At 56.1% G+C, this 25996-nt stretch carries 21 protein-coding genes; 2 read left to right on the top strand and 19 right to left on the bottom strand.

Annotated elements, in window-relative coordinates; genetic code table 11:
• Nucleotides 1–10: 10 nt before the first annotated feature.
• From cpsG to AC27FC_RS01135, 15 genes are all read right to left on the bottom strand, one after another.
• On the bottom strand, nt 11–1381 hold the full coding sequence (cpsG, locus tag AC27FC_RS01205; protein WP_023312395.1) for a colanic acid biosynthesis phosphomannomutase CpsG: 1371 nt from the start codon (nt 1379–1381) through the stop codon (nt 11–13).
• Between the two features lie 110 nt (nt 1382–1491).
• A complete protein-coding gene (cpsB, locus tag AC27FC_RS01200) occupies nt 1492–2928 on the bottom strand; it encodes a mannose-1-phosphate guanyltransferase (protein WP_033145975.1) in 1437 nt (478 codons plus the stop codon).
• Nucleotides 2929–2931: 3 nt separating this feature from the next.
• Nucleotides 2932–4155, bottom strand: coding sequence for a colanic acid biosynthesis fucosyltransferase WcaI (gene wcaI, locus AC27FC_RS01195; protein WP_143346764.1), 1224 nt, complete (start codon nt 4153–4155; stop codon nt 2932–2934).
• Complete coding sequence (locus AC27FC_RS01190; RefSeq protein WP_039263102.1) at nt 4152–4631, bottom strand: GDP-mannose mannosyl hydrolase; 480 nt, start codon at nt 4629–4631, stop codon at nt 4152–4154. Before AC27FC_RS01190 ends, wcaI begins: the two co-directional genes overlap by 4 nt.
• Before the next feature lie 2 nt (nt 4632–4633).
• A complete protein-coding gene (gene fcl, locus AC27FC_RS01185) occupies nt 4634–5599 on the bottom strand; it encodes a GDP-L-fucose synthase (protein WP_013097874.1) in 966 nt (321 codons plus the stop codon).
• Nucleotides 5600–5601: 2 nt separating this feature from the next.
• On the bottom strand, nt 5602–6723 hold the full coding sequence (gene gmd, locus AC27FC_RS01180) for a GDP-mannose 4,6-dehydratase (protein ID WP_196354894.1): 1122 nt from the start codon (nt 6721–6723) through the stop codon (nt 5602–5604).
• Nucleotides 6724–6878: 155 nt separating this feature from the next.
• Nucleotides 6879–7439, bottom strand: a complete 561-nt coding sequence (gene wcaF / locus AC27FC_RS01175; protein ID WP_033145979.1) for a colanic acid biosynthesis acetyltransferase WcaF — start codon at nt 7437–7439, stop codon at nt 6879–6881.
• Nucleotides 7440–7454: 15 nt separating this feature from the next.
• Entirely contained in the window at nt 7455–8201 is a 747-nt protein-coding gene (wcaE, locus tag AC27FC_RS01170; RefSeq protein ID WP_487159828.1) for a colanic acid biosynthesis glycosyltransferase WcaE, read from the bottom strand.
• A gap of 16 nt (nt 8202–8217) precedes the next feature.
• The gene (wcaD, locus tag AC27FC_RS01165; protein ID WP_029742034.1) at nt 8218–9438 is read right to left on the bottom strand and encodes a colanic acid polymerase WcaD; all 1221 of its coding nucleotides are present in this window, start codon (nt 9436–9438) and stop codon (nt 8218–8220) included.
• On the bottom strand, nt 9413–10630 hold the full coding sequence (wcaC, locus tag AC27FC_RS01160) for a colanic acid biosynthesis glycosyltransferase WcaC (RefSeq protein ID WP_196354895.1): 1218 nt from the start codon (nt 10628–10630) through the stop codon (nt 9413–9415). The genes wcaD and wcaC overlap by 26 nt, the downstream gene beginning before the upstream one ends.
• Complete coding sequence (gene wcaB, locus AC27FC_RS01155) at nt 10627–11118, bottom strand: colanic acid biosynthesis acetyltransferase WcaB (RefSeq protein ID WP_032642828.1); 492 nt, start codon at nt 11116–11118, stop codon at nt 10627–10629. Before wcaB ends, wcaC begins: the two co-directional genes overlap by 4 nt.
• Nucleotides 11118–11960 carry a colanic acid biosynthesis glycosyltransferase WcaA gene (gene wcaA, locus AC27FC_RS01150; protein WP_196354896.1) on the bottom strand — a complete coding sequence of 281 codons (843 nt, stop codon included), beginning with the start codon at nt 11958–11960 and terminating at the stop codon, nt 11118–11120. The genes wcaB and wcaA overlap by 1 nt, the downstream gene beginning before the upstream one ends.
• Before the next feature lie 151 nt (nt 11961–12111).
• Nucleotides 12112–14274, bottom strand: a complete 2163-nt coding sequence (gene wzc, locus AC27FC_RS01145; RefSeq protein WP_033145982.1) for a tyrosine-protein kinase Wzc — start codon at nt 14272–14274, stop codon at nt 12112–12114.
• A 2-nt stretch (nt 14275–14276) separates the two neighbouring features.
• A complete protein-coding gene (wzb, locus tag AC27FC_RS01140; protein WP_023312405.1) occupies nt 14277–14720 on the bottom strand; it encodes a low molecular weight protein-tyrosine-phosphatase Wzb in 444 nt (147 codons plus the stop codon).
• Nucleotides 14721–14726: 6 nt separating this feature from the next.
• On the bottom strand, nt 14727–15866 hold the full coding sequence (locus AC27FC_RS01135) for a polysaccharide export protein (RefSeq protein WP_014170829.1): 1140 nt from the start codon (nt 15864–15866) through the stop codon (nt 14727–14729).
• Between the two features lie 692 nt (nt 15867–16558).
• On the opposite strand from AC27FC_RS01135, the gene AC27FC_RS01130 reads away from it, so the two are divergent.
• Nucleotides 16559–18142, top strand: a complete 1584-nt coding sequence (locus tag AC27FC_RS01130) for a TerC family protein (RefSeq protein ID WP_196354898.1) — start codon at nt 16559–16561, stop codon at nt 18140–18142.
• 109 nt (nt 18143–18251) lie between these two features.
• On the opposite strand, the gene asmA is transcribed toward AC27FC_RS01130, so the two are convergent.
• The 3 genes from asmA to udk all read right to left on the bottom strand — a co-directional run bounded on the left by asmA (nt 18252) and on the right by udk (nt 21439).
• Entirely contained in the window at nt 18252–20102 is a 1851-nt protein-coding gene (asmA, locus tag AC27FC_RS01125) for an outer membrane assembly protein AsmA (RefSeq protein ID WP_196354899.1), read from the bottom strand.
• A 22-nt stretch (nt 20103–20124) separates the two neighbouring features.
• A complete protein-coding gene (gene dcd / locus AC27FC_RS01120) occupies nt 20125–20706 on the bottom strand; it encodes a dCTP deaminase (RefSeq protein WP_023312408.1) in 582 nt (193 codons plus the stop codon).
• A 91-nt stretch (nt 20707–20797) separates the two neighbouring features.
• Nucleotides 20798–21439, bottom strand: a complete 642-nt coding sequence (udk, locus tag AC27FC_RS01115; protein WP_033145985.1) for a uridine kinase — start codon at nt 21437–21439, stop codon at nt 20798–20800.
• A 345-nt stretch (nt 21440–21784) separates the two neighbouring features.
• On the opposite strand from udk, the gene AC27FC_RS01110 reads away from it, so the two are divergent.
• Nucleotides 21785–25114 (top strand): diguanylate cyclase, encoded by a 3330-nt coding sequence (locus AC27FC_RS01110; RefSeq protein WP_039263258.1) that lies wholly within the window; start codon nt 21785–21787, stop codon nt 25112–25114.
• On the opposite strand, the gene alkA is transcribed toward AC27FC_RS01110, so the two are convergent.
• A complete protein-coding gene (alkA, locus tag AC27FC_RS01105; RefSeq protein ID WP_087823003.1) occupies nt 25079–25951 on the bottom strand; it encodes a DNA-3-methyladenine glycosylase 2 in 873 nt (290 codons plus the stop codon). The two genes, AC27FC_RS01110 and alkA, sit on opposite strands and share 36 nt — an antisense overlap.
• Nucleotides 25952–25996: the final 45 nt, after the last annotated feature.

Below are 25996 nucleotides of genomic sequence, written 5' to 3'. Positions count from 1 at the left end.
GGGGCAATTGTTACTGATTCAACAGCGCCAGAATGTCCTTCGTTCGGGCTTCCATCAGCGCCGTGTCAGCACGGGACTCCACGTTCAGGCGCACCACCGGCTCGGTGTTGGACGAGCGCAGGTTGAAGCGCCACTGCGGGAACGCCATGCTGATGCCGTCCGTACGGTCAATTTCCAGCGCGTGGATCGCAAAGTGCTGCTCCACGCGGGCAATGGCCTCGGCCGGCTGCGCCAGCTTGCTGTTGATCTCACCGCTCGCCGGGAACGCCGCCATGCGGTCGCGCACCAGCTCGCCCAGCGTCTGCCCCTTCAGGCACAGCAGCTCGGTGACCAGCAGCCACGGGATCATCCCGCTGTCGCAGTAGGCAAAATCACGGAAGTAGTGGTGGGCGCTCATCTCGCCGCCGTAGATGGCGTCTTCTTCGCGCATACGCTCTTTGATGAAGGCGTGGCCGGTTTTGGACATCACCGGCGTGCCGCCTGCGGCAGACACCACGTCGACGGTGTTCCAGGAAAGGCGCGGGTCATGAATGATTTTCGCGCCCGGGTTTTTCTCAAGAAACGCTTCCGCCAGCAGGCCGACAATGTAGTAGCCCTCGATGAACTGCCCTTTCTCGTCGAACAGGAAGCAGCGGTCGAAGTCGCCGTCAAAGGCGATGCCCATGTCCGCGCCGTGCTCAATCACCGCGTTGCGGGTGTCGTCGCGGCACTCCGGCAGCAGCGGGTTAGGAATACCGTTCGGGAAGTTGCCGTCCGGGGTGTTGTGTACCTTGACGAAGGTCACCGGCACGTTCAGCGCCTTAAAGCGGGCTTCCAGCGCATCCACGACCGGGCCGGCCGCGCCGTTACCGGAGTTGATGACCAGCTTCAGCGGCTTGAGGTTCGCCACGTTGATGTAGCCCAGCAGGTGGTCGATGTACTCTTTCTGCAGGTTGATTTTTTTGTAGCTGCCGCGCTTCGCGTCGTTCACCGGCGGGAAGTCGTTGGCTTCCGCCAGGCGCTGCACGTCGCGCAGGCCGGTGTCGCCGCTGATAGGGCGCGCGCCCTTGCGCACCAGCTTCATCCCGTTGTAGTCCATCGGGTTGTGGCTGGCCGTCACTTCGATACCGCCGTCCACGCCCAGGTGGAAGGTGGCAAAGTAAATTTCCTCGGTCCCGGAAAGGCCGATATCCAGCACGTCCACGCCCGCGTCCTGCAGCCCTTTCGCCAGGGCCAGCTTGAGGGATTCACTGGTCAGACGCACGTCGCCGCCCAGCACGATGGTCTGCGGTTTTAAATATTCGCCGTACGCGCGGCCAATGCGCCACGCGATGTCTTCATTCAGCTCTTCGCCCAGCTTGCCGCGAATATCGTAGGCTTTAAAACAGGTTAATTTTTCCATGATGACCCCTTTTTCAGGCAACAGTCGGCCCTGACCACGTAATGGCCAAATTGATTTTTTGTCATTCGCAGGCCCGGTAAGCGCAGCGTCACCGGGCATAATGCAGAGTGCTACACCCGCCCGTAGCGGTCCTGGAAGCGCACGATATCGTCCTCTTCCAGATACGAGCCGGAGCGCACCTCAATTAAGTCGAGAGGAATTTTCCCCGGGTTCTCCAGACAGTGCGTCGCCCCCAGCGGAATATAAATGGACTCGTTTTCACCCAGCAGTTTGACTTCACCGTCGATGGTGACTTTAGCGGTACCCGCGACCACCACCCAGTGCTCGGCGCGGTGATGGTGCATCTGCACCGACAGCCCCTCGCCCGGCTTCACGGTGATGCGTTTCACCTGGTAGCGGTCACCGGAGTCAATGGAGTCATATTTCCCCCACGGACGGTAGACTTCGCGGTGAATATGGTGCTCGTGACGGCCATCGGCCTTGATCTGCTCCACCACTTTTTTAACGTCCTGCACGGCGTTACGGTCGGCAATCAGCACGGCGTCCTTGGTCTGGACAACCACCAGATCCTTCACCCCGACCGTGGTCACCAGGCCGGATTCGGCGTAGACGTAGCTGTTTTCCGTTTTGTGGCTAATAACATCGCCGTGGTGGACGTTACCCTCCGGGGTATGGGCGCTGATCTCCCACAGGGAGGACCAGGAGCCGACATCGCTCCAGCCCGCATCCATCGGTACCACGACGGCGTCCGCCGTACGTTCCATCACCGCATAGTCAATGGACTCTTCCGGGCAGGCGAGGAACGCCTCTTCATCCACGCGGATGAAGTCGAGATCCGGGTCCACCACCGCCATGGCTTTCTCGCAGGCGTCCAGAATATCCGGGCGGTATTTGCGCAGCTCTTCCAGATAGCGTCCGGCGCGGAACAGGAACATCCCGCTGTTCCAGTAATACTCCCCGCTGGCGACATACGCCTGCGCGGTTTCCAGATTCGGTTTTTCAACAAACTGCGCCACGTCAAACGCCACGCTGTCGCCTTCACCCGGCGTCACGCTGCCGCGACGAATATAGCCATAGCCGGTTTCCGGCAGATCCGGCACGATGCCGAAGGTCACCAGCTTGCCGCTCTCGGCGTAAGGGATCGCCGCACGCACCGCGTCGCGGAACGCGTCTTCCTGCTGGATAACGTGGTCTGCCGCCAGGACCAGCATCAGCGGGTCACAGTCCGGGCTGCTGCGTTTTGCCGCTAGCGCCGCCAGGGCGATCGCGGGCGCGGTATTGCGTCCGGCAGGCTCCAGGATGATGTTTTCGGTGAGCTTATTCAGCTGGCGCAGCTGCTCGGCAACAATAAAGCGGTGCTGTTCGTTACAAATCACCACCGGGCTTTCACACTCCACGCCGTGCAGACGGTTTACCGTCGTCTGCAGCATGGTGAGATCCCCTTTCAGGCAGAGGAACTGTTTTGGATAGAGCACGCGGGACAGCGGCCACAACCGGCTACCAGAGCCACCAGCCATCACAACCGGATACAAAGTGGTTTGACTCATGATTTATCCCCGTATATCTGCAATAAATTGGCTCAGCACGTTCTCTTTCTCGAGCGTGCGTTCGGCATATTCACGTGCCACCGTGTTCACTTTTGGCATGGCAAGTGCCTTCTCAATTCCGGTTACCAGCGCCGGGACCGATTCCGGCTCCACGCACACGGCAATACCCGGATAGCTGTCGCACAGCTGGCCTAATTCTGTTTCGGCTTCTGCCGTGATCACCGCGTTACCGCCCACTGCCAGAATGTTGGTCAGCTTGGACGGCAGCACCGCGTCCGCGGCGCCGCGTTTTTGGACCACCAGATGGCAGTCGCCCATCTTCAGCAGCGCAGGCAATGCCTCGTAAGACTGAAGCGGGAAAAATTTCACGTTGGTCAGGCCGCGTTCCCCGGCCATTTTTTCCAGCCGCGCCTTTCCACCGCCCTGCCCGACAATCACAAACGTCCACGGATGTTCACTCAGCAGCTGGGCCGCTTCAATCACGCTTTCCAGCCCCTGCTTTTCGCCGATGTTGCCTGAGTAAAGAATGATTTTTTGATCTTCAGGCAAACCGAGCTGCGCGCGCAGGGCCTGAGCGTCTTGCTCAGTTACATCGCGAAAACGCGCCACTTCGGACCAGTTCGGGAAGAAGATCACCTTCTCTGCCGGAACGCCCTTTTCCTGCGCCTTGTTCATCATCGAGCGCGAGATAGTCGAGACGTAATCCACGTTGTGCAGGCCGCTGCGCTCAAACGCGCTGGCGAGCTTCGCCACCTTGCCGCCCTTGCTTTTGCCTGCCATCCCCAGGCCCAGCATGGCGTCAACTTCGTAATCCTGAATGTGCAGCAGGGTGCGCGCGCCGGAGAGTTTGCCCAGCAGGCGCATGCCCGGCGTGCAGAACAGCGTCGGCACCACGCCGATGATGCGATCCGGCTTCCAGCGACGCTGCGCCATCAGCGGGAAGAAACTGCTCAGGGCAAAGCTGCCCAGATGAATTAACCGCTTCAGCGTCGAGGGCTGCTTAGGCACATACAGCGGGCAGCGCCAGACGGTCGCTGCACCCTCTTCGCGACGGTAGCGCCAGCTTGAGTAGCGCTCCCCGACTTTCCACTCCGGGTAGTACGGCGGCGCGGTGATGACCCGCACGTCATGTCCCTGGCTCGCCATCCACTCGACCATCTCGCCGGTGTATTTCCCGATGCCGGTTAATTCCGGCGAGTAGTTGATTCCGTATACGAGGATCTTCATATGCCCGGCACCTCGGCCTGACGTTCAGCCAGGAAATAGGCACGACTGTTGTCATGCACATTGTCGCTGGCAAGCAGCGCCTCTGGCGTCTGCCAGCGGTAGTCGTCATGCTGAGAATCAGGCAGACGCAGGTCTGCCTCACTCACCTTCAGGCGGAACCCCAGCACGATGTAGTGCGTGGTGAACCCGGTGCCTGAAAAGTTATCGTCATAGAAGTGCTGCCAGACCCCGTAAAACTGGCCCGCTGCCATCGGCAGCTGCAGGCCCAGTTCCGCCAGAGTGAGACGCTCAAACGCATCGCTGAGCCGCTCATCCTTCTGCACGCGCCCGCCGGGCACGAACCAGAAGCCCTGTGCAGGACGGTTGGTTCGTTTCCCCAGCAAGAACTCGCCGCGTTCGTTCTCCACGATCAAATCAATTGAGATGAGCGGAGTCGAACGCACTACCGTGGCAAAATCTTCCTGACTTAAAAACATCGTTACCCCCGGAAGCGGTGCTGGTTTTCCAGGAACCACTGGTAGGTACTGGCCAGCCCCTGCTCCAGTGACACCTCGTGATACCAGCCCAGCTGATGCAGACGGGTCACGTCCAGCAGCTTGCGCGGCGTGCCGTCCGGTTTCGTCGCGTCAAACACCACGCGGCCTTTGTAGCCCACTACCTGCGCGATGGTTTGCGCCAGCTCGCGAATGGTGCAGTCCACGCCGGTACCGACGTTGATGTGCGACAGCATCGGCTCGGTGTTCTCCTGCCACACCTCGCGATCCAGCTCCATCACGTGAATGCTGGCGGCAGCCATGTCGTCCACGTGCAGGAATTCACGCATCGGCGTACCGCTGCCCCACACCACCACGTCCGGCGCGTTCTCGGCGGTCGCCTCGTGGAAGCGGCGCAGCAGCGCCGGGATCACGTGCGAGTTGCTCGGGTGGAAGTTGTCGTGCGGTCCGTACAGGTTGGTCGGCATCACCGAACGATAGTCGCGGTTGTACTGACGGTTGTAGGACTCGCACAGCTTGATCCCGGCAATCTTGGCAATCGCGTACGGCTCGTTGGTTGCTTCAAGCGTGCCCTGCAGCAGTTCGCTTTCGGCGATCGGCTGTTTCGCCATTTTCGGGTAAATACAGGACGATCCGAGGAACAGCAGCTTATTCACGTTGTGCAGATGCGCCGCGTGAATGATGTTGCTTTCGATCATCATGTTTTCGTAGATGAAATCCGCCGGGTAGGTGTTGTTAGCGACAATGCCGCCCACCTTCGCCGCTGCCAGATACACCTGGTCAATGCGTTCGTTAGCAAAGAAGTCCTGTACCGCGCGGCTGTCGAGCAGGTTCAGCTCGTCACGCGTGCGGACAACCACTTCCACGTCACCGCGCTGTTCGAGCTGGCGAACAATCGCGGAACCCACCATTCCGCGATGACCGGCGACAAAAATACGTTGTTTTGTCATTCTCAGGACTCCAGCGCGATGGCAACCTCGTAGCCATGAGACTTGAGCAGGGAGTGTTTTTTCGCTGCTTCAAGATCTTTGGCTACCATCTCGGAAACCATTTCCTGCAGAGTGATTTCTGGTTTCCAGCCCAGCTTCTCGTGCGCTTTGGTTGGGTCGCCCAGCAGGGTTTCCACTTCAGCAGGACGGAAGTAGCGCGGGTCAACCTGGACAATCACGTCGCCTGGCTTCACGCCCGGAGCGTCGTGGCCGGTCACGGAAACCACGGTACCTTTCTCTTCCACGCCGGTACCTTCGAAGCGCAGCTTGATGCCCAGCTGTGCCGCGGCCATTTCAACGAACTGACGTACGGAGTACTGCACGCCGGTCGCAATCACGAAGTCTTCTGGCTGTTCCTGCTGCAGCATCATCCACTGCATTTTCACGTAGTCTTTGGCATGGCCCCAGTCACGCAGGGAATCCATGTTGCCGAGGTGCAGGCAAGACTCCAGACCCTGCGCGATGTTGGCGATAGCGCGGGTGATTTTGCGGGTCACGAAGGTTTCGCCGCGACGCGGAGATTCGTGGTTGAACAGGATGCCGTTACAGGCGTACATGCCGTAGGATTCACGGTAGTTCACGGTGATCCAGTAGGCGTACAGTTTTGCTACCGCATACGGAGAGCGCGGGTAGAACGGCGTGGTCTCTTTCTGTGGGATTTCCTGTACCAGACCGTACAGCTCAGAGGTGGATGCCTGATAGAAGCGAGTTTTCTTCTCGAGGCCGAGGAAGCGGATTGCTTCCAGCAGACGCAGCGTACCCATGGCATCAACGTCGGCGGTGTATTCCGGGGATTCGAAGGAGACCGCTACGTGGCTCATCGCGCCCAGGTTGTAGACTTCATCCGGCTGTACTTCCTGCAGGATACGGGTCAGGTTGGAGGTATCGGTCAGGTCGCCGTAGTGCAGATGGAATTTCGGGTTCGCCGCGTGAGGATCCTGATAAATATGATCCACACGTTCGGTGTTGAAAGAAGACGCACGACGTTTAATACCGTGTACTTCATACCCTTTTTCCAGCAGGAACTCTGCCAGGTAAGAACCATCCTGCCCGGTAACGCCGGTGATGAGAGCGACTTTAGACATGTTTTATTCCTCTACTTATGAATTTAATCAGAGCCGTTAAGTAGGCTATCTTTTTTGTCATTTTGAACGTGGGCTGTGCTCGAAATCCTCACGTACCTAAGTACGTTCCGGTTTCTCCGCGCAGTCCGCGTTCAAACTGCCTGCAACGATTACGCCTACTTAACAAGGCTCTTCGTTTCAACGCGTTCGCGTATCACCACTGCGGGGTTGCCACGGCAAATTTTATTTGCCGGTAGCGATTTAAAAACGCTGCTGCGGGCACCGACTACCGTGCCATCGCCAACAGAAACACCCGGTGCAACAAAAACATCCGTTGCCAGCCAGCATTTTTCGCCAATCACAACAGGCGAAGCGGTAATATCAAAATGCTGACTCATAAAGTCGTGGCTGCCGGTGCACAAATAACATTTCTGTGAAACCACCGAATTTGCGCCAATCGTAATTTCGCCCAGGGTATATAACACCGCGTCATCCCCAACCCATGCGTAATCCCCCAGCGTTAATTTCCACGGATAGGTAATTTTCACAGAAGGTCGGATGACTACGTTTTTTCCGATTTTTGCGCCAAACAGGCGCAATAAAAAGGCTCGCCAGCGGTACATTATTTGCGGCGACCAGGCAAATAACGTTGCCTGAACGGCCCACCACAGCTGTACCTTAATACCGTTCCCGCCCCGAAAACCTTTCGGCACGGAGAAACCTTTTAAATCCTGCATTGCGTTTCCTTATATTCAGGCTTTGTTATATAAGGTTTTCGTTTTGCCTGTGGTACGCAGGCGTAATAAATAAGACAATTCCGCCCAGAACCCCGGCACGCGTAATATTTTACGCTGCACGTTTTTGGCATCCTGGCACAATTCCAGATTATTAGACGTTGACACGCCGCCCATGGAGAATTCAGACACCAGCCCTTTAATTCGACGGAACGGGTAACCTGATTTATACAGGCTGGCTGCCAGCGCATAATCGGAAGACACTTTATACTGCAAATCGTAAGGCTGTTTTTTCAGACCTTTTACCGGGAAGAAAATGGCCTGATGGCTGGCCGGCAGGCTGTGATAGATATACCAGACTGGCTTCGCGCTGCGGCACACTTTATGTCCGTCGCCAAAATCGAGCAGCGCATCGCCAATATACATGGCGTCCTCTTTCTGGCGAGCCAGCTGACGGGCAAACAGCGCCACGTCTTCATGGAAAATATCGCCCGAATTCAGGAAGATGGCATAACGGCCTTGCGCCATGCTGATGCCTTTATTCATCGCATCGTAGATGCCTTTATCTTTCTCGCTGATGTAGCGTAAGTTGAACTCACCGTTGAGTTTTTCCAGAAACTCCGCCGTGCCATCGTTCGAGCCGCCGTCGACCACAATCCACTCAAAGGTGAGGCTTGGATCGCGCGCCAGGTTGCGCAGCGAGCGCCAGGTTTTTACCACCCCTTCGTAATTACGAAAAGCGACAGTAATGACGCTAAGAAACATAAATCACCTCATTTCGTCATACGTTCGTAATATTAAGCGCCTTGCGCAGAATAAACGGACAGACAATCAAGAAAGCATATTCCGGGCTAAATATTGACCCGGTAAAAAACAGCGACACCGGAGTAAACAGATAAAGCTGAACGCGAAAGTTCTGGTTATCACCAAACGCGTTAATCATCATTTTGAAAACTTTAAACAGATACCACAGGGTCAACAGTACGGCGAACCACGAAAAATAAATAATTAACAGATACAGACCATTGTCTATGGTTTTACCGACATCCGCACCGTTAAAGATTCCGAATGATGCAACATATTCGTAAAGTGAGCCGAATCTTACTACCCCATCAATATGGGTTAAGGAATAACCCACCATCACCAGTGGCCCAATGATGCGATAATAGGACGAAGACCCTTCCGTTCCCAAATCACCCAGACGTTCTGAGATGTACGGGAAGGCAAATATCACGCCTACCATAAATACCGTCAGGGAGATAATCGCCAGCGGCAGTTTTTTCTTAATCGCATCTTTGTTCAGGTACTGGAACGCCCACTCCAGCAGGTAAAACAAGATAAATGTCATTACCCCTGAGAACGATCCAGACAGAACAATTCCTGCAAGAATCATAGCATCGGTCTTAGGCGTTTTGATACCAAACTGTTTGATGCTGAGCCAAATTGAGATTAACGCCAGAGCGAAAAACGCCGGTTCAAAATAGAGGGCTGTAGTACGCTTCCCGCCAAACTTGATGAAGTTCAATACATAGCTGTTACTGTAAATGAGATATTTCGAAATTATCTCCATCAGGCTGCTGCCGCCGGTGAGAATAATTTGCGCCATCTCCAGTGCGGCAAGCATAACAATTAACGCAACGGCAATATAAAAGAACCTAAGGATTTTCCGATAATTGTGCGGAGAAATAGTTTTAAACCGAATACTCCAGACCATACCGATAATAATGACAATATAAACAAACAGCATGGTCGAGGTGACGTATTTACTTGCATCCAGCGACTGGCCAAAGATGTAGTTAAACAGCGTCAGGCCCGTGCCCAGCCCTAAGGCAATCATCAGCTTCTTGAGGTTGATTTTATCGACATACAGCAGAAGCAGAACGGGCAGGAAGGTTACGATGGTTATCGGGAAGCTTTCGCCGAGCTGGGCAATTTTGACGTTGACCAGCAGGTAGATCAGCGGCAGCAGCAGATAACTACAGATTCTGATAGAACGAGACATATTCCTCCAGCATCTGTTGTCCACTGTAGGCCTTGCGGCTGCGGTTGCGGAACGATTCCAGGTCAGTGCCAAAAACGATCTCAGCGATCTGCGCCTTCGGCAGCTGTACCAGCGGCAGAACCTCCTGCTCCGTGAAGGTTTTCCCGCCGGACTTTTCCAGCACTTCGCGCGCCGCATCGCTGTGGGTGGCAATCACCGGCACGCCGATAGAGAGCGCTTCGCAGAGGATCAGCGGGTAGTTATCCACGCGGGAGCTGAACACCAGCGCGTCCATTTCATTCAGCGCGCTCATCAGCTTGCGCTTGTCGGTTTCAAACCCGTGGTTCACCACGTTGGCCCCTTCGAACGGCGAAAACTTGCCGAAGGTGTGAAGCTCTATCTTGTCACCCAGCGCCATCATGTCGCGCACCAGCTGCTGGTTGGTTTTACCGTCGTAACGCAGGTCATGCGCAACGATGGCGATTTTCGGTTTGCCCGCGGTTTCCGCCACCGGGGTCAGCTCGGCAAGAATGGCTTCCGTCGCCACGTCGATGCCGTTGTTGATAATCTGACAGCGCCCTGCCCCGTACAGGCTGTTGAAGGCATCCGCCACGTGCTGGCTCGGGGAGATAAACGTACAGCCGAGCGAGAGCATGTCGCGGAACAGCTGACGCTTTCCGGCCACCAGCTGATGCGCGCGATCCACCTTCACCGGCGGGTAGTTGCTTAACGTCGGGCACTTCTGGCAGTTATCTTTCCAGCCTTCGCAGCCGTCGGTAAACGCGCAGCGTCCGGTCACGCTCCAGTGATCGTGCAGCGTCCACACAAAGCGGGTGTCCGGCTTGTGGGCCTGCACCTTCTGGCAAAACGCCACCACCTCTTCCAGATTCAGCCAGTAGCTGTGCAGCACGTGAAAATGCAGCACAACCGGGCCCGCGGTGCGGGTAACCGTGCGGTAAAGATTGTTCAGGTTGCCAAACAGATCGCGGTTAAACAGACGGAACAGCGCAATGTTGGCAACCGAGGTCAGACGCGGCGTGTGCTTGTGCACCTGCGGGAAGTTATCGTGGCTGACGCTTTTCTTGCCGCCTTTGCCGTAGCCGTAAATAAAGCGAGACTGAAGTCCTTTTTGCAGCGCGCGCTGGTGTAAATCCAGGGCCACGCCTGCCGCTCCGCCTTCTGCGAGGCGTACGTTAAATTGCAAAATGTTCATTTAATCACCTTCACGCGGGCTTTTTCTCCCACCACCAGCGCGTTATCCGGAATGCTGTCCAGCACTACGCTGCCAGCACCTATCGTGACGTTATTACCAATCGTAATGTCACCGACGATCACCACGTTCGCGCCCAGCTCGACGTTATTGCCGATGACCGGGCAGGCCAGGCTGTCAGGCCCGCGGTTGCCAATGGTGACCGCATGACGAATGGTGAAATCATCGCCGGCGACCACAAACTTATTGATCACCACCGCATAGCCGTGATGGATGGTAAAGCGGCGGCCAATGGTGGCAGCGGCCTGAATTTCATAGCCAAAAAAGCATTCGGTGATGATGCGGTACAGCACCAGCACGGGCGCCGCCCAGATATTGTTCAGCACGTTTTTCTTACGCCACACCGAGCAAAAGTGCGCGATGCGGTACGCCAGAACCATGCAGCACGGACGCAGGCTCCAGCTGTTAGCGCGGCAATCTTCCAGAAACATTATTTCCCCCGAAGCCCGTCAGCCAGGCGCTTACCGTTACGCAAGGACAGCAGCGTCAGCAGCGTGCGCCAGTTCATGCGCTTATTGCGGATCTGATAGAGGGTAAAGAGCTGATATTTACGGCTGGCACGGTCAAACTTGTCCTTGTGCTTGCGGTAAAAATGGAAGTAGCCGGAGAACTTCTTCGGCGAGGAGGTGATTTGCATCTCCCCGTGGTTGATATGCAGGATCTGCGTGGCCTCTTCCACTTTCCACGGCTCGCCATACTCCACCACCATGCGCAGGAAGATATCGTAATCCTGCGCGGCCTTAAGTTCGGTATCGAACAGGCACTCTTTGAAGCGCCACGCCCAGGTGAAGACCTGGTTACCAATAATGTTGCGCTTGTAGAACAGGCGGCGAGAATACGGCGATTTCGGGTACAGCGGCAGACTCGCGGGCTGCGAATAAACCTCGCCCTGGCAAACATAGTCGTTGGCATACAGGAAAGCGTGCGTGACCAACTGTTCTTTATGCGACAGGAAGATAGACAGGCGGTTCGGCGTCCATTCGTCATCGTCGTCGATCCCGGTCAGAAACTGCCCTTTGGCCTGCATAATCGCCTGATTACGCACCGCGCACGCGCCGGAGTTAATGGCGTTATGCGTATAGACCACCCGCGGGTCGTTGAGGTCAGTCACAAACTTTTGCAGCTGTTCATACGAGGAAGAGCAGTCATCAACGATGATCAGCTCCCAGTTATCGTAATCCTGTCGCAGGACGGATTTGATTGCGCGGATCGCCAGCTGCTGACGATTCCATGTCGGCATATAGATTGAAACTAAAGGGCGTTGTGTGGTCATCTTTTCCCCTCACCCCGGCCCTCTCCCCAAAGGGGAGAGGGTGAAAGGCAGCCAGTGGTTATCATTACGTTCGTCCCCCACATCCAGCACCGAACAGTCCCCTCTCCCCTTTGGGGAGAGGGTTAGGGTGAGGGGTGTGGGGTGTGTTTTGTTATTTACTGTCAGACTTATATTCGTACTCGTAATAGCCGTAATCCTGGTACCCGGTCGCGCGGCGGAAGATGGAGTTCAGGATCACCCCTTTCACCTCGATCCCGTTCTGCTCGAAGCGGCTCAGGCTGGTTTCCACCTCTTTCAGGGTGTTGACCGCGTACCGCGCCACCATCAGCGTGGTGCCAGCGTGGCGGCCAACAACCGCTGCGTCGGTCACGGCCAGAATTGGCGGCGTATCGATCAGCACCAGGTCGTAATTTTTGCTCGCCCACTCCACCAGCTCGGTGAAGCGTTCGCTCATCAGCAGCTCGGACGGGTTCGGCGGCACCTGACCGCGTGGGATCAGGTCAAATTTCGGCACCGTTGTGGGTTTCGCGCTCTGGCTGATTTCACCTTTGCCGAGCAGGATTTCCGACAGACCGTGCACGTTGTTGGTGCCCAGCAGCTCGTGGGTGTAGCCCTTACGCATATCGCAGTCGATCAGCAGAACGCGCTTGTTGGTCTGGCTGACCACCGCCGCCAGGTTGGCGCAGACGAAGGTTTTACCGATTGACGGGCTAACGCCGGTTAACATCAGGACGTTGTTTTTGGCCTGCATCATGGCGAAGTGCAGACTGGTACGCAGGCTACGGATCGCTTCGATGGCGAGGTCGGTCGGGTTACCCACCGCCAGAAGCTGGCTCTGTTTGTAACGCTTGACGCCCTTGATGGTTTTGACGCTGTCGCGGGATTTTTGCCACTCGGACAGCGGAATGCTGGCATAGACGTTGATACCGCTCTCTTCCAGCACCTGCGGGCTTTCGATACCGCGGTTGAACAGGGAACGCAGCAGCACGCCCACGATGGAGAGCATCAGGCCGAGAATAATGCTGCCGAGAATAATCAGCGCTTTCTTCGGCTTCAGCACGCCAGGCTGGGTAATGGCCGGGTCGACGATGCGCACGTCACCGACGGTACTGGCTTCGGTGATTTTCAGCTCCTGCTGCTTGTTCAGCAGCTGCATGTAAACCTGCTGTCCTGACTCCACGTCGCGGGTCAGACGCACGATCTCCTGCTGCGTTTTCGGCATCGCGGTCACGCGGTCATTGAGCTTCGCCTTCTCCTCTTCCAGGGTACGGCGTTTCTCCAGCAGCGTGCGGTAGGCCGGGTGACGTTTGGTATAAAGCTTGGAAATCTCCGCCTCTTTGAAGGTCAGCTCGTTGAGCTGCGCATCAATGTTGACCATCGAATCGAGGACCGATTTCGCCTCCAGCGGCAGGTCAACGGAGTCTTTATCCTGACGATAGGCGTTCAGCTTGTTCTCGGCATCATCCAGATGAGCGCGCACTTCCGGGAGCTGTTTCGCGAGGAAGGCCAGGCTTTTCGCCGCTTCCGCCGACTTACGCTCAACGTTCTGCTCAAGATAGTTGCGGGTAATGCTGTTCAGGATGTCGCGGATTTGATCCTTATCTTCACCGGTAAAGGTCATGCTCAGCACGCCGGTGTCCTTACCGTTTTCGGTGACGGTCAGGTTGTTTTGCAGATTGTTGATCATCCCCAGGGTGGAGAATTTGGTGACGGTGAATTCGCCGCCCTCCTGAGCGTTGATGGCGCTGACCATCATGCTGACGCCGTCTTTGGTCAGCATCTGCCCCACTTCGCCGCGGGCGCTAAAACCTGCGTCGCTGGTTAGCTGGTACTGTTTCGGGCCTAGCACCGTCAGGGTAAACGTCTGATCGCCTGCCCCTTTTGGCAGCACGAAGTCAGTGACTTTCACCGTGTCGTTGTTGCGCCCCATCAGCCGATCCCAGCCGGCACCAAAGACTGGGAAGGTATTTTTGGTGACGGAGATATCGAGCCCGAGGTCGTGAACCGTTTTACCCAGCACCAGGCGTGACTGGATGAGCTGAATTTCGGCGTCGGATGCCGGCGGCTTGTTCGCCAGCGCGGAACCAATGTCCTGCACCAGCGAGTTGCCGGTATTCTGCTCGATCTGCACCAGCGCATCGGCGCTGTAGATAGGGGTGGCGAACAGCGTATAGACGACGGCCGCCGCAGCGAACACGGCGGTAATGCCAAGCACCCACCACTTTGCCTCTACAACAGTGCCGACCAGGCGCCCAATATCAATTTCATCACTGCCCGAAGTCGGGGCGGCAGAAGGTCTTGTTTTTTCTGTCATTGTTATCCCTGCTGAACTTTCAGTGCCTGCGCCCACTGTTGGGCAGACTGGTCAAGTAAGGTGTAAACCGCCTCAAAGGCCTCATGGCTTTTGCGATACGGATCGGGGATTTCACGTTCATTGTCCCAGTGACCAAACAGCATCACCTTGCCGCGCATCTCCGGAGCGATATCGCACAGCGCATGAATATGGCGTTTTTCCATCGTCAGGATCAGGTCATACTCCCGGCACATGCGGCCAGTGACCTGGCGGGCCACGTGGCCGTCGAGAGAGAGGTGATGATCCCGCGCCACGCTCGTTGCGCGCTCATCGGCACCTTTACCGACCAGTGCACCCAGCCCTGCCGAATCAACGGTCAGTTCGGGCTGGTAGTGTTTCAACAACCGTTCAGCCGTAGGGGAACGGCAAATGTTCCCCACGCATACCACCAGAATTTTGTTAAACATCGCGGATTACCAGGTATGAATGTCGCGCGCCGTATCCGTCATGTAGCGAACGCCACTGATGGTTGGCAGCAACTGGTTGATCAGACGGTTCCAGCGGGCAACCGGCGCGGTGGTGACATACACCACATCGTATGGCTGGAGACGGAACTCCGTTGCCATCACCAGAGAGGTCGCATCGGACATATCCAGCTGGTAGATGTTGGCAATCTTGCCTTTCGCACTGCCCTCACCTTTCAGCGGACGGATAACGAAGATACCGGTCGCGTTAGAGGTCGTCAGATCGATACCTTCAGCATTGCCCAGCGCTTCGGTCAGCGTCATACCGCTGAAGTCCATTTTGAGGGTGCTCTGTTTCTTCACTTCACCCATCACGAAGACTTTCAGATCGTCATTGCGCGGCACGTAGAGAATGTCGCCCGGATAGAGCAGGCGGTTCTGGGTCAGATCGCCGTTTTGCATCAGCGCCTGCAGCGAAATGCGCTGCTCCTTCCCGTTGTGGGTGAGCACCACGTTGCGCCAGTCGGCGCCGTCGGTTAACCCGCCTGCGGCGTTGATGGCATCCAGGACGGTCAGAGGAACGTTGGTGATGGCCTGCTGGCCGGATTTGTTCACCTGGCCGGAGATATAGGCTTTTTGCGAGCGGAATGCGGCGATATTAACGTCCACCTGCGGATCGGCGATGTACTGCGCTAAGCGGCCGGTAATATCACTACGGATCTCGGCAAGCGTTTTCCCTGCAACATGGACTTTACCAATGTAGGGATAGAACATGGTGCCATCTGACTGCACCCAGTTACCGGTGTCGCTTGAGCTACGGTACTGGCCCGCTGGCGTGGTCAGTTCAGGGTGGTCCCAGACGGTCACGTTGATCACGTCACCCGGCCCCACGCGGTACTGGTAGGACGCAATTTCCTGGTCCAGCGACATATTCGGCTGGGCAACATTCGGACGTGGACGTAATTGTTCGACCAGACGAGGCGTAAGCGGATAAACATTCACCATTTTGTCGAGATCAAAATCGGCATCCTGTTGCTTGATCACATCCTTACCCATTGTTGACATATTGCTGCCGGGAAAGACCGTGCAACCACTCATCAAGGTCACAGACACCAATAATGGCATCAATTTCATTTTGGATTTCATCATTGATTATTTATCACTTTGGCAGAGTAATTATCCTGTGCAATTTAAATAAGCTCGAGTCGTATTGGGTTTCAGCATGCAGTTAATCAAATAGAAATATAACTGGCATCAGTCCTAAAAAAAGCTTATTCATCCATTGGCTATTGACAGAATAATCGAGGCTGATTCACACGCTTTCAGGCACGCTACCGCCCTTGGCTTTCAGTTACCAATCCACTGACTAAACAATGTGTTATGGATAGACACCCTCTTGAGCAAGGTCTTCTGGAAATATATCAGTCGCTTGAGAAACCCGACGGATAATGAATAACCATCCCTGAAGACCGAACATTAATAGCAACACCGAGATTTAACATTTGATGCTGGGAGAATTGTTGCAGCTAACCTAATAGCAGGCAAGGAGACAACCGTCCTAATATCGGTTTTTAAGATTAATATTAAGAGCAAATTTTTGACCTTTTAGGAATTTCTTTATATTGACAAAATGAGAGTAAAAATCATCACCTGCGATATATCCTAAAATGCATTCCTTGTAATGAAATATACGTATTTCGCTTATTTACACCCTATTGAGAATGCTCTCTTTTTTACCCGTCGTATTAAGAGAAATCTCAGACCGGCATTGCAATTTCCCCCAGCTTTATCCATGATCGAAGTGTGACATTTGTCATATAACAGAAGGTATTGCTATTACTATGGAATGGATTGCCGATCCCTCAATCTGGGCCGGGCTGGTTACGCTGGTCGTCATCGAGCTGGTGCTCGGGATTGATAATCTGGTCTTTATCGCCATCCTCGCTGAAAAACTGCCCCCTTCCCAGCGCGACCGCGCGCGCGTGACGGGTCTGATGCTGGCGATGGTGATGCGTTTACTGCTGCTGGCCTCTATCTCCTGGCTGGTGACGCTCACTCAGCCTCTGTTCTCCATTCACGGCCTGAGTTTCAGCGCCCGCGATCTGATCATGCTCTTCGGCGGGTTGTTCCTGCTGTTCAAAGCCACGGTGGAGCTCAACGAGCGGCTGGAGGGCAAAGACAGCGAGAATCCAACCCAGCGCCGCGGAGCGAAATTCTGGCCGGTAGTGGCGCAAATCGTGGTACTGGATGCGGTCTTCTCCCTCGACTCGGTGATCACCGCCGTCGGGATGGTCGACCACCTTGCGGTGATGATGGCCGCGGTGATCATTGCCATCACGCTGATGGTCATGGCCAGCAAGGCGCTGACCCGCTTTGTGAACAGTCACCCGACTATCGTGATCCTCTGCCTGAGCTTCCTGCTGATGATTGGCTTTAGCCTGGTGGCCGATGGTTTTGGCTTCCATATTCCGAAAGGTTACCTGTACGCCGCCATCGGCTTCTCCGTCATGATTGAAGCGCTTAATCAGCTGGCGATATTTAACCGCCGCCGCTTCCTGTCCGCGAATCAGACCCTGCGTCAGCGCACGGCCGACACGGTTATGCGCCTGCTAAGCGGTAAGAAAGAGGATGCGGAGCTGGATGCAGAATCCTCTGCCATGCTGGCCGATCACAGCGACGGGCTGATCTTCGACCCGCAGGAACGACGTATGATCGAGCGGGTGCTTAATCTGAATCAGCGGACGGTCAGCAGCATCATGACCTCGCGGCACGACATTGAGCATATCGACCTGACGGCACCAGAAGAGCACATTCGCGCCCTGCTGGATAAAAACCAGCACACCCGCGTGGTGGTGACCGGCGGTGAAGAGGAAGAGGAGCTGCTGGGCGTGGTGCACGTTATTGACCTGCTCCAGCAGCAGCTTCACGGCGAGGCGCTCAACCTGCGCGTTCTGGTGCGCCAGCCGCTGGTCTTCCCTGAGGGACTACCGCTGCTTTCCGCCCTTGAGCAATTCCGTAACGCGCGCACGCACTTTGCCTTTGTGGTGGATGAGTTTGGTTCGGTGGAAGGGCTGGTCACGCTCAGCGACGTCATGGAAACCATTGCCGGTAATCTGCCTAACGAGGTGGATGAGATTGACGCCCGCCATGACATTCAGAAAAACGCAGACGGGTCGTGGACGGCTAACGGCCACATGCCGCTGGAAGACCTGGTGCAATACGTGCCGCTGCCGCTGGATGAAAAACGGGAATATCACACCATTGCCGGCCTGCTGATGGAGTATTTGCAGCGTATCCCGCAGCCGGGAGAAGAGGTTCAGGTGGGCGACTATCGGCTCAAAACGCTGCAGATTGAAAACCATCGCGTGCAGAAGGTTCAGCTCATTCCGCTGCGGGATGAGGAAGAGCTGGATTTTGAGGTTTAGGTAAAACAAAACGGCAACCCGGTTGCCGTTTTTAGTGTTTGCTCCCTCTCCCGTGGGAGAGGGCCGGGGTGAGGGCATCAGGCCGCAACGCCACCCGGCGCAACGGACATCAAAGCTTATCCAGCAGCTTCTTCACATCCTTACCGTCCTGTGAATCTTTATTACGATCCGCCCAGCCGCTAAGCCGACGTTTCGCTTCATCCTGCAGATGCTTGCGCAGGATCTGATCCACCTGCAGGCTGTAATTCAGGGCCTGCCATTTGCCGTATACGGTCAGCGGGACCGGCGTCTCTTTCAGGAAGTCGATGAGCTTGCTTTCACCCTGCCAGCCGGAAAGTACCCGCACGTTAAAGCGCGTATCCGCCGTCTCTTTCACCAGATCCAGCTTACCTTCACCGGTCATTGATAAAAGTGAAGAGGCGCCCTGCATTCCGTTGAGAGTAAGTTGTCCGTTGTCCAGCGTCAGGTCCGCGGTGAAGCTGTCGAGGCGCGTGGCGCTGTCGTAGTTATCCTGGGCTTTTACATCGCTGCTGCGCTCAACCGCCTGTTGCACCAGCTGCTGGAAGTTAAGCCCTTCCATACGGGAATTCTTCAGATCAAGATGCGCCTGCCCCTGCCACTCGCGGCGGAAAGCATCGGCATCAATTTTCGTGCCTGAGAAGTCACCCGCGAGCGTCAACTGCCCCGTCAGGGATATCGGATAGTTAAACGCGTTCAGGATGGTGCCTATCTCAACGTTATCGAGACGCGGCTGGAATTCGGCGCTGGCAACGTCTTTACGGACGTCCAGCGTGCCGGGCAGCGAGAGGTTTCCTGCGCCCATCTTCCCGCTCAGTTCGGAGATCACCAGCAAACCGTTATGGTTAAACATCTGGCTGCTCACGTCGGTAAAATCAATGCCGCGCCAGCGCAGGCTATTGGCTTTCAGCAGAATATCCGCCGTGAATCCGCGCAGCGCGTTATAGTCAGGCTGATCGAGATTAGACGAGATAACCGGACGTGATGCCGGTGCCTGGCTTTGCCCCGTCTGGGTGGCATCGTTGTTCGTGGCGCTGGCCGGCAGAGGCGGCAGCAGGTTTTCCAGATTGAGCTTGTCAAACTGCAGATTCAGCACCCACTTCGGCTTCTCTTCGAGCGTGACGCTCGCCTGCCCCTTCAGGCTACTGTCATTTGCCTGCAGGTTGAGATTATCCAGCTCGAGCTGCTTTTGCTCTTCGCGCCACACGGCCTGCAGCGTTCCCTGCCCGGTTATTCCCTGGGTGGGGAGATCGGCACCCGTCAGCTGCCAGTTCAGCTGCTGGATGTCGGCCGTGAGCTGATGCGGGTAGTCCGAGGCGTTCACATTAGCATTCAGCGACAGGGTCAAATCGCGCTGATCGCGGTTCACGCGCCCGCTAAATTCCAGCGACGCAAGATGGTGAGCATCCTGTTCCATCTGCAGGTTAATGTTGCGAATGGTCACCTGCTCCTGGTGCTCATGCTGGAAAACCAACACGCTGTCGGCAACTTTCAGCTTGCCGATATCAAAGGACCAGCCGGTATCGGACGGTTCATCGGGCAGAGTATTTTCGCGCGGCGCAACCGGCGCACTGGCATCACGCACGGCTTCGGTTTGCGGGGTGAGCTGAATCACCGCGCCTTTCAGCATCACCTGCTTAACCTGCAGCTGATGGGAAATGAGCGGGATCAGCGCCACATCGAGACGCATGTTGTCTGCGGACACCAGCGGCTGGGACGCCCCCGGTGCCGTGAGCGACATGCGGCCAGAGAGAATGCTGAGCTGCGGCCAGACGTGCCAGCGCAGCGGCCCGTCAAGCTTCAGTTGATAACCACTGCGCGCCTCGACCTGCCGCACCATGTAAGCGCGGAAATCGTTGGGGTTAACCAGCAGAACCAACGCCGAAAGACCAGCCACCAGCACCACCAGCAAAATCATCAGCGTCGTCAGAACTCTTCTCATGGCATCCTCAATGGACTAACGATCAGTCTTTATCAATACGGCTGGCAACCGCGCCCTGCTGGTCGCGATATTTTGCGTCCTGCCGACGGTTATAAGGACGATCTGCCGGGCCTGACAGCGGTTCAAAGCTCAACGCGCCGATCATCATGCCCGGACGCAGCGCCAGCGGCAATTTACCGGCATTGAAGAATTCCAGCACGATACGCCCCGACCAGCCTGGATCGATACGGTGCGCGGTCACGTGAACCATCAGCCCCAGTCGCGCCAGCGAAGAACGGCCATCAAGCCAGCCGACCAGGTCCGGAGGCAGGGTGACGGATTCAAACGTCACCGCCAGGGCCAGTTCACCCGGATGCAGATAAAAAGCTTCGCCTTCATCAATTACGATTTCGTCACTCATCACGCGATCGAGCGCGGCGCTGACTTCGTCCTTCGGCCCGCTGAGGTCAATGAACGGCGCAGTGTGGCCACTAAAGGTGCGGAATTTATTCCCCAAGCGGACATCAACGGTCACGCCATTGATACGCTCAACGGGTGGGCGCGGGGTAATAGACAAACGGCCTTCATCCAGCCAGGCTTCAATATCGCGATCGCAAAGACGCATGCCACTTTCTCCTTTCATGCATCGTACCCTGAGGCGGTAAGCGCTCAGGGTAAAACCAGGTTATCTCTGAACGGTACACAATTCACGCGGGTTATTCAAAAAACTGGCTGATTTTCGCTTTTAAGATATCAATAGCAATGCGGTTTTTACCCCCGCGCGGCACGATGATATCGGCGTATTGTTTGGATGGCTCAATAAACTGCAGGAACATCGGGCGGACCGTTTTCTGATATTGCGCCATGACGGAGTCCATCGAACGGCCGCGTTCATTCACGTCACGCTTGATGCGGCGCATCAGGCAGATATCCAGCGGGGTATCGACGAAAATCGAGAAGTTCATGGATTCACGCAGGCGGGCGTCGGTCAGCAGCAGGATCCCTTCAAGGATAATGACCTTTTTCGGCTCGATGCGGATGGTTTCCCGGGTGCGGGTGTGTTCTACGTAACTGTAAACGGGCAGTTCAATGGCCTGGCCGCTCTTAAGCGCTTCTAAATGCTGGAACAGCAAGCTGTGATCCATTGCATTTGGGTGGTCATAGTTGGTTTTGACGCGTTCTTCCATCGACAGATGGGATTGATCTTTGTAATAGCTGTCTTCGGGAATGACGCCGATATGCTCATCACCTACTTGTTCACGCAGTTCGCGATAAAGCGTACTGGCAATTAGACTTTTACCTGAAGCCGATGCGCCGGCGATGCCTATAATGACGCATTGATGAGACTTATCAGTCATAAATTTAGCGACCTGATTAACCTGGATGTTAAGGAAGGACGACGCCGGAGCGTCAAACGCGGCAATTATAGGGATTTCGCGGGCGTGATACCAGTCGAAAGCACAGGTTCTGCGAGACTGGCCGAAAAGTGACGTCTTATTCCCTGAGTGAAATTTAAATGAACGTTTTTTCAGCGTTTAACCGTTTTTTTTTTCACGGAGCCTCTATTTAATAAGTCTGTGGTGTCAAATTCTGAGCGGTCACCATATGAATTGTAAATTGTTTGTACTAGCATAAACCAAATTATCAAATTCACGCGTTCGGACATCTTCCCTGACGGCATGGCGTCTCTGGATAAAGCGGTAATGAATAAACAATACCAGCGGGTTTTGGTTACCACCCCACATCCTTTAATACGACTTGTCTGTCTGGGCCTGGTCACCTTTATCTTTACCTTATTTTCCCTGGAGCTTACCCGGTTCGGCACCCTGCTGGCCCCGCTCTGGTTCCCCACCGCCATTATGATGGTGGCGTTTTATCGCCATGCAGGAAAAATGTGGCCGGGAATTGCCCTGGCCTGTTCGTTCGGCAATATTCTGGCCACCTGGATGCTGTTTTCGTGGGGATCGATAAGCCTCACCTACACCTCGATTAACGTGGTTGAAGCCTTTACCGGTGCGCTATTGCTGCGCAAATTGCTCCCGTGGTACAACCCGCTGCAGAATCTGAATGACTGGATCCGCGTGGCCATCGGCAGCGCGGTGATCCCGCCGCTGGTGGGCGGCTTGCTGGTATCCCTGCTGGCTCCCGGCCCTGAACCCCTGCGTAATTTCTTCGTCTGGGTGCTGTCCGAAGCCATCGGCGCGCTGGCGGTGGTACCGTTGGGGCTGTTGTTTAAACCGCATTATCTGCTGCGCCACCGTGACCCGAGACTGCTGCTGGAAACCCTGACCACGCTGGCCGTAACGCTGGCCCTCAGCTGGGCAGCCATCACCTGGCTGCCGTGGCCTTTCACCTGCGTTATCGTTTTGCTTATGTGGAGCGCCGTGCGCTTGCCGCGAATGGAAGCGTTCCTGGTGTTTCTGGTTACCGTGATGGTTGTGTCGCTGATGATTGCCCGAAATCCTGTGGCGCTGACAACCCAGCACGTCGGGGCGATGCTGAACGCCCCCTGGCTGCCGTTCCTGATGCTGCTCCTGCCTGCCAACGTGATGACCATGGTGATGTACGCCTTCCGCGCTGAGCGCAAACACATCACCGAAAGCGAGGAGCGTTTCCGCAATGCGATGGAGTATTCCGCCATCGGTATGGCGCTGGTCAGCATTGAGGGCAAATGGCTGCAGGCTAACAAGGCGCTGTGCAATTTCCTCGGTTACAGCCAGACGGAGCTCCAGTCGCTGACCTTCCAGCAGCTCACCTGGCCGGAAGATCTGCACACCGACCTGGAACAGCTCGAACAGCTGGTCAACGGCGACATCAATACCTATACCCTTGAGAAGCGCTATTACACTCGCGACGGGGAAGTGGTCTGGGCACTCCTTGCCGTCTCCGTCGTGCGCCATGCCGACGGCTCGCCGCTCTATTTTATCGCCCAGATTGAAGATATTAACGACCTGAAGCAGACCGAGTGGGTCAACAAACGCCTGATGGAGCGCATTACGCTGGCTAACGAAGCGGGCGGCATCGGCATCTGGGAGTGGGATCTGGAGCCAGATATTATCAGCTGGGACAAGCGGATGTTTGAGCTGTATGAAATTCCGCCGCACATCAAGCCTACCTGGCAGCTCTGGCATGACACGATGCTGCCGGAAGATCGTGCCCACGCTGAGCAGGTGCTGCGGGACTCGCTGATTTCCCGTCTGCCGTTTAAGCTGGAATTCCGCATTCGCGTGAAGGAAGGCGTGCGCCACATTCGCTCCCTGGCGAACCGGGTGCTCAATAAGCAGGGTGAAGTCGAACGGCTGCTCGGGATCAACATGGACATGACCGAGGTGAAGCAGCTCAACGAGGCCCTCTTCCAGGAAAAAGAGCGTCTGCACATCACCCTCGACTCCATCGGTGAAGCGGTGCTGTGCACCGATATCAACATGAATGTCACCTTCATGAACCCGGTGGCCGAGAAAATGAGCGGCTGGCTGCAGACCGAGGCTATCGGCCAGCCGATCCTCAAGGTGTTGCACATCACCTTTGGTGAAAAAGGGCCGCTGATGGAGAATATTCACAGCGGCGATATGTCCCGTTCCGATATCGATCAGGACGTGGTGCTGAACTGCCGGACCGGCGGGAATTTTGATATTCACTACAGCATTACGCCGCTCAGCACGCTGGACGGGCAGAATATTGGCTCGGTTATCGTGATTCAGGACGTGACCGAGTCGCGCAAAATGCTGCGTCAGCTGAGCTACAGCGCCTCCCACGATGCCCTGACCCATCTGGCAAACCGGGTCAGCTTCGAAAATCATCTTAAACGCCTCCTGCAGACCGTTCGCGAAACGCGCCAGCGTCATGCTCTGGTCTTTATCGATCTCGATCGCTTCAAAGCCGTCAACGATACGGCAGGCCATGCGGCGGGCGATGCCCTGCTGCGGGAACTCTCTTCCCTAATGTTGACCATGCTCCGCTCCAGCGACGTGCTGGCGCGTCTGGGCGGAGATGAGTTCGGGTTACTGCTGCCGGACTGCAATATTGAAAGCGCGCGCTATATCGCCGGGCGCCTGATCCACACGATCAATGACTATCACTTTATGTGGGAAGGCCGCCTGCACCGGATCGGCGCCAGCGCAGGCATCACGCTGATTGATGAAAATAACCATCAGGCGTCGGAGGTGATGTCGCAGGCGGATATAGCCTGTTATGCCTCGAAAAACAGCGGGCGCGGCATGGTGACGGTTTACGAACCCCAGCAGGAGCGGGATCACAACACGCGCAGCATGATGTCGCTTGATGAACAGTGGCACATGATTAAAGACAATCACCTGATGATGATCGCCCGCAGCGTCGCTTCCCCGCGTATCCCGGAAAGCAGTAATTTCTGGCTGCTGTCGTTACGCCTGTGGACCAGCCAGGGCGAAGTCCAGGAAGAGCATGCCTTCCGCTCGGGTCTGGCCGAGCCTGAGCTTTTGCACGCCCTCGACAGACGTATTTTTAATGAGTTTTTCCGCGCCTCTGCCGCACAGGTCGCCAGTAAAGGCATGGGGGTGGCGCTGCCGCTTTCTGAGGCCGGTTTAGCCAGCGTAACGCTGGTCGATGAGCTTCTCGACCTGCTGGATAAAAGCCCGATGCCGGGTCGTCTCCTGCATCTGGTTATCTCTGCCGACGTGGTGTGTAGCCCGGATAAAAACCTGCAGCGGAGTCTGCAAAAGCTTCGCCAGGCGGGCTGCCGCGTGATCTTCAGCCAGGTAGGCCGCGACATGAACGTCTTCACCCACCTGACCGCCAATATGGCCGACTATCTGATGCTGGACGCAGAGGTGGTAAGCAACGTGTATGGCAACCTGATGGATGAGATGATGGTGACCATTGTGCAGGGCCACGCCCAGCGTCTGGGGATGAAAACCATCGCGGGCCCGTGCAATCAGCCCATCATGATGGATACGCTCTCCGGCATCGGCATTGATTTCATCTATGGCGACACCATCGCCGAGCCGCAGCCGCTGGATCTACTGCTCAACACCAGCTATTTCGCCATCAACTGACGGCGTCCAGCCGTCGGTATACCAGATATGCAGCAGCGCGTAAGAGCGCCACGGCTGCCAGCGTTCGGCATAACGCCGAATCTGCGCGGGCGTCATCCCGGCAAAGCGTTGCTTAATCAGATAATCATCAGGCAGAAAGACATCTTTCGCCTGCCAGCCGCGCAGGGCCAGGTAGTTTGCCGTCCAGCGCCCTATCCCCGGCCGCTGCTGTAGCGCCTTCATCCCGGCCTCAATATTCTCGGGTGGGAAAAGCGGAAACGTCCCGTCGATGACCGACTGCGCCAGGTGAATTAACGACTCCGCGCGTTTTACCGGCATGCCCAACGCTTTCATCGCCAGCGGGTCCGCTGCCGCCAGCGCGTCCGGCGTGGGGAAACAGAGATACCCCGGACAATCCGCGATCGGCTCACCGCACAGCGCCACCACGCGCGACGTCAGTTTCGCCGCCATCGCCACGCTCACCAGCTGCCCGAGGATCGCCCGGACGCCCTGCTCGTACGCATCCATCGCCCCCGGCAAACGCAAGCCTGGCCGGGCAGCGCCGAGATCGCCCAGCGTATCCGCAATGTGCTGCGGGTTACAGGTGAGATCGAACAGGCGTTCGATGCGTTCAAGGCACGTCTGCGCAACCGGGATTAACCCCGGACTGAGCGTCACGTTCAGCGTATGGGTAGCGATATCCGGCGTCACGCGAAATATCCCCTGATACCCTTCGCAGGCAAAACTGCGCTCGTAGTAGTCGTGCGTGACGGTTTCAATGCCCGTCACCGCACGCGCGCCGAGAAAGCCAAACATCCACTGCCAGTCGTAAGGGGGTTGCCAGTTCAGGGTGTACATCGTCTCTCCTTTTGGGTTCTCCACAGCATAAACGGAAAGGTCCTG

It is taken from the genome of Enterobacter sp. C3_dUdeg (genome assembly GCF_057536195.1).
The sequence above is the reverse complement of the archived record's forward strand: the minus strand, read 5'-3'. Positions and strand labels throughout refer to the sequence as shown.

Bases quoted from the DNA above. Each gene is read 5' to 3' on its own strand.
- cpsG (WP_023312395.1), bottom strand. From the start codon at position 1,381: ATGGAAAAATTAACCTGTTTTAAAGCCTACGATATTCGCGGCAAGCTG.
- cpsB (WP_033145975.1), bottom strand. From the start codon at position 2,928: ATGAGTCAAACCACTTTGTATCCGGTTGTGATGGCTGGTGGCTCTGGT.
- wcaI (WP_143346764.1), bottom strand. From the start codon at position 4,155: ATGAAGATCCTCGTATACGGAATCAACTACTCGCCGGAATTAACCGGC.
- AC27FC_RS01190 (WP_039263102.1), bottom strand. From the start codon at position 4,631: ATGTTTTTAAGTCAGGAAGATTTTGCCACGGTAGTGCGTTCGACTCCG.
- fcl (WP_013097874.1), bottom strand. From the start codon at position 5,599: ATGACAAAACAACGTATTTTTGTCGCCGGTCATCGCGGAATGGTGGGT.
- gmd (WP_196354894.1), bottom strand. From the start codon at position 6,723: ATGTCTAAAGTCGCTCTCATCACCGGCGTTACCGGGCAGGATGGTTCT.
- wcaF (WP_033145979.1), bottom strand. From the start codon at position 7,439: ATGCAGGATTTAAAAGGTTTCTCCGTGCCGAAAGGTTTTCGGGGCGGG.
- wcaE (WP_487159828.1), bottom strand. From the start codon at position 8,201: ATGTTTCTTAGCGTCATTACTGTCGCTTTTCGTAATTACGAAGGGGTG.
- wcaD (WP_029742034.1), bottom strand. From the start codon at position 9,438: ATGTCTCGTTCTATCAGAATCTGTAGTTATCTGCTGCTGCCGCTGATC.
- wcaC (WP_196354895.1), bottom strand. From the start codon at position 10,630: ATGAACATTTTGCAATTTAACGTACGCCTCGCAGAAGGCGGAGCGGCA.
- wcaB (WP_032642828.1), bottom strand. From the start codon at position 11,118: ATGTTTCTGGAAGATTGCCGCGCTAACAGCTGGAGCCTGCGTCCGTGC.
- wcaA (WP_196354896.1), bottom strand. From the start codon at position 11,960: ATGACCACACAACGCCCTTTAGTTTCAATCTATATGCCGACATGGAAT.
- wzc (WP_033145982.1), bottom strand. From the start codon at position 14,274: ATGACAGAAAAAACAAGACCTTCTGCCGCCCCGACTTCGGGCAGTGAT.
- wzb (WP_023312405.1), bottom strand. From the start codon at position 14,720: ATGTTTAACAAAATTCTGGTGGTATGCGTGGGGAACATTTGCCGTTCC.
- AC27FC_RS01135 (WP_014170829.1), bottom strand. From the start codon at position 15,866: ATGATGAAATCCAAAATGAAATTGATGCCATTATTGGTGTCTGTGACC.
- AC27FC_RS01130 (WP_196354898.1), top strand. From the start codon at position 16,559: ATGGAATGGATTGCCGATCCCTCAATCTGGGCCGGGCTGGTTACGCTG.
- asmA (WP_196354899.1), bottom strand. From the start codon at position 20,102: ATGAGAAGAGTTCTGACGACGCTGATGATTTTGCTGGTGGTGCTGGTG.
- dcd (WP_023312408.1), bottom strand. From the start codon at position 20,706: ATGCGTCTTTGCGATCGCGATATTGAAGCCTGGCTGGATGAAGGCCGT.
- udk (WP_033145985.1), bottom strand. From the start codon at position 21,439: ATGACTGATAAGTCTCATCAATGCGTCATTATAGGCATCGCCGGCGCA.
- AC27FC_RS01110 (WP_039263258.1), top strand. From the start codon at position 21,785: ATGAATAAACAATACCAGCGGGTTTTGGTTACCACCCCACATCCTTTA.
- alkA (WP_087823003.1), bottom strand. From the start codon at position 25,951: ATGTACACCCTGAACTGGCAACCCCCTTACGACTGGCAGTGGATGTTT.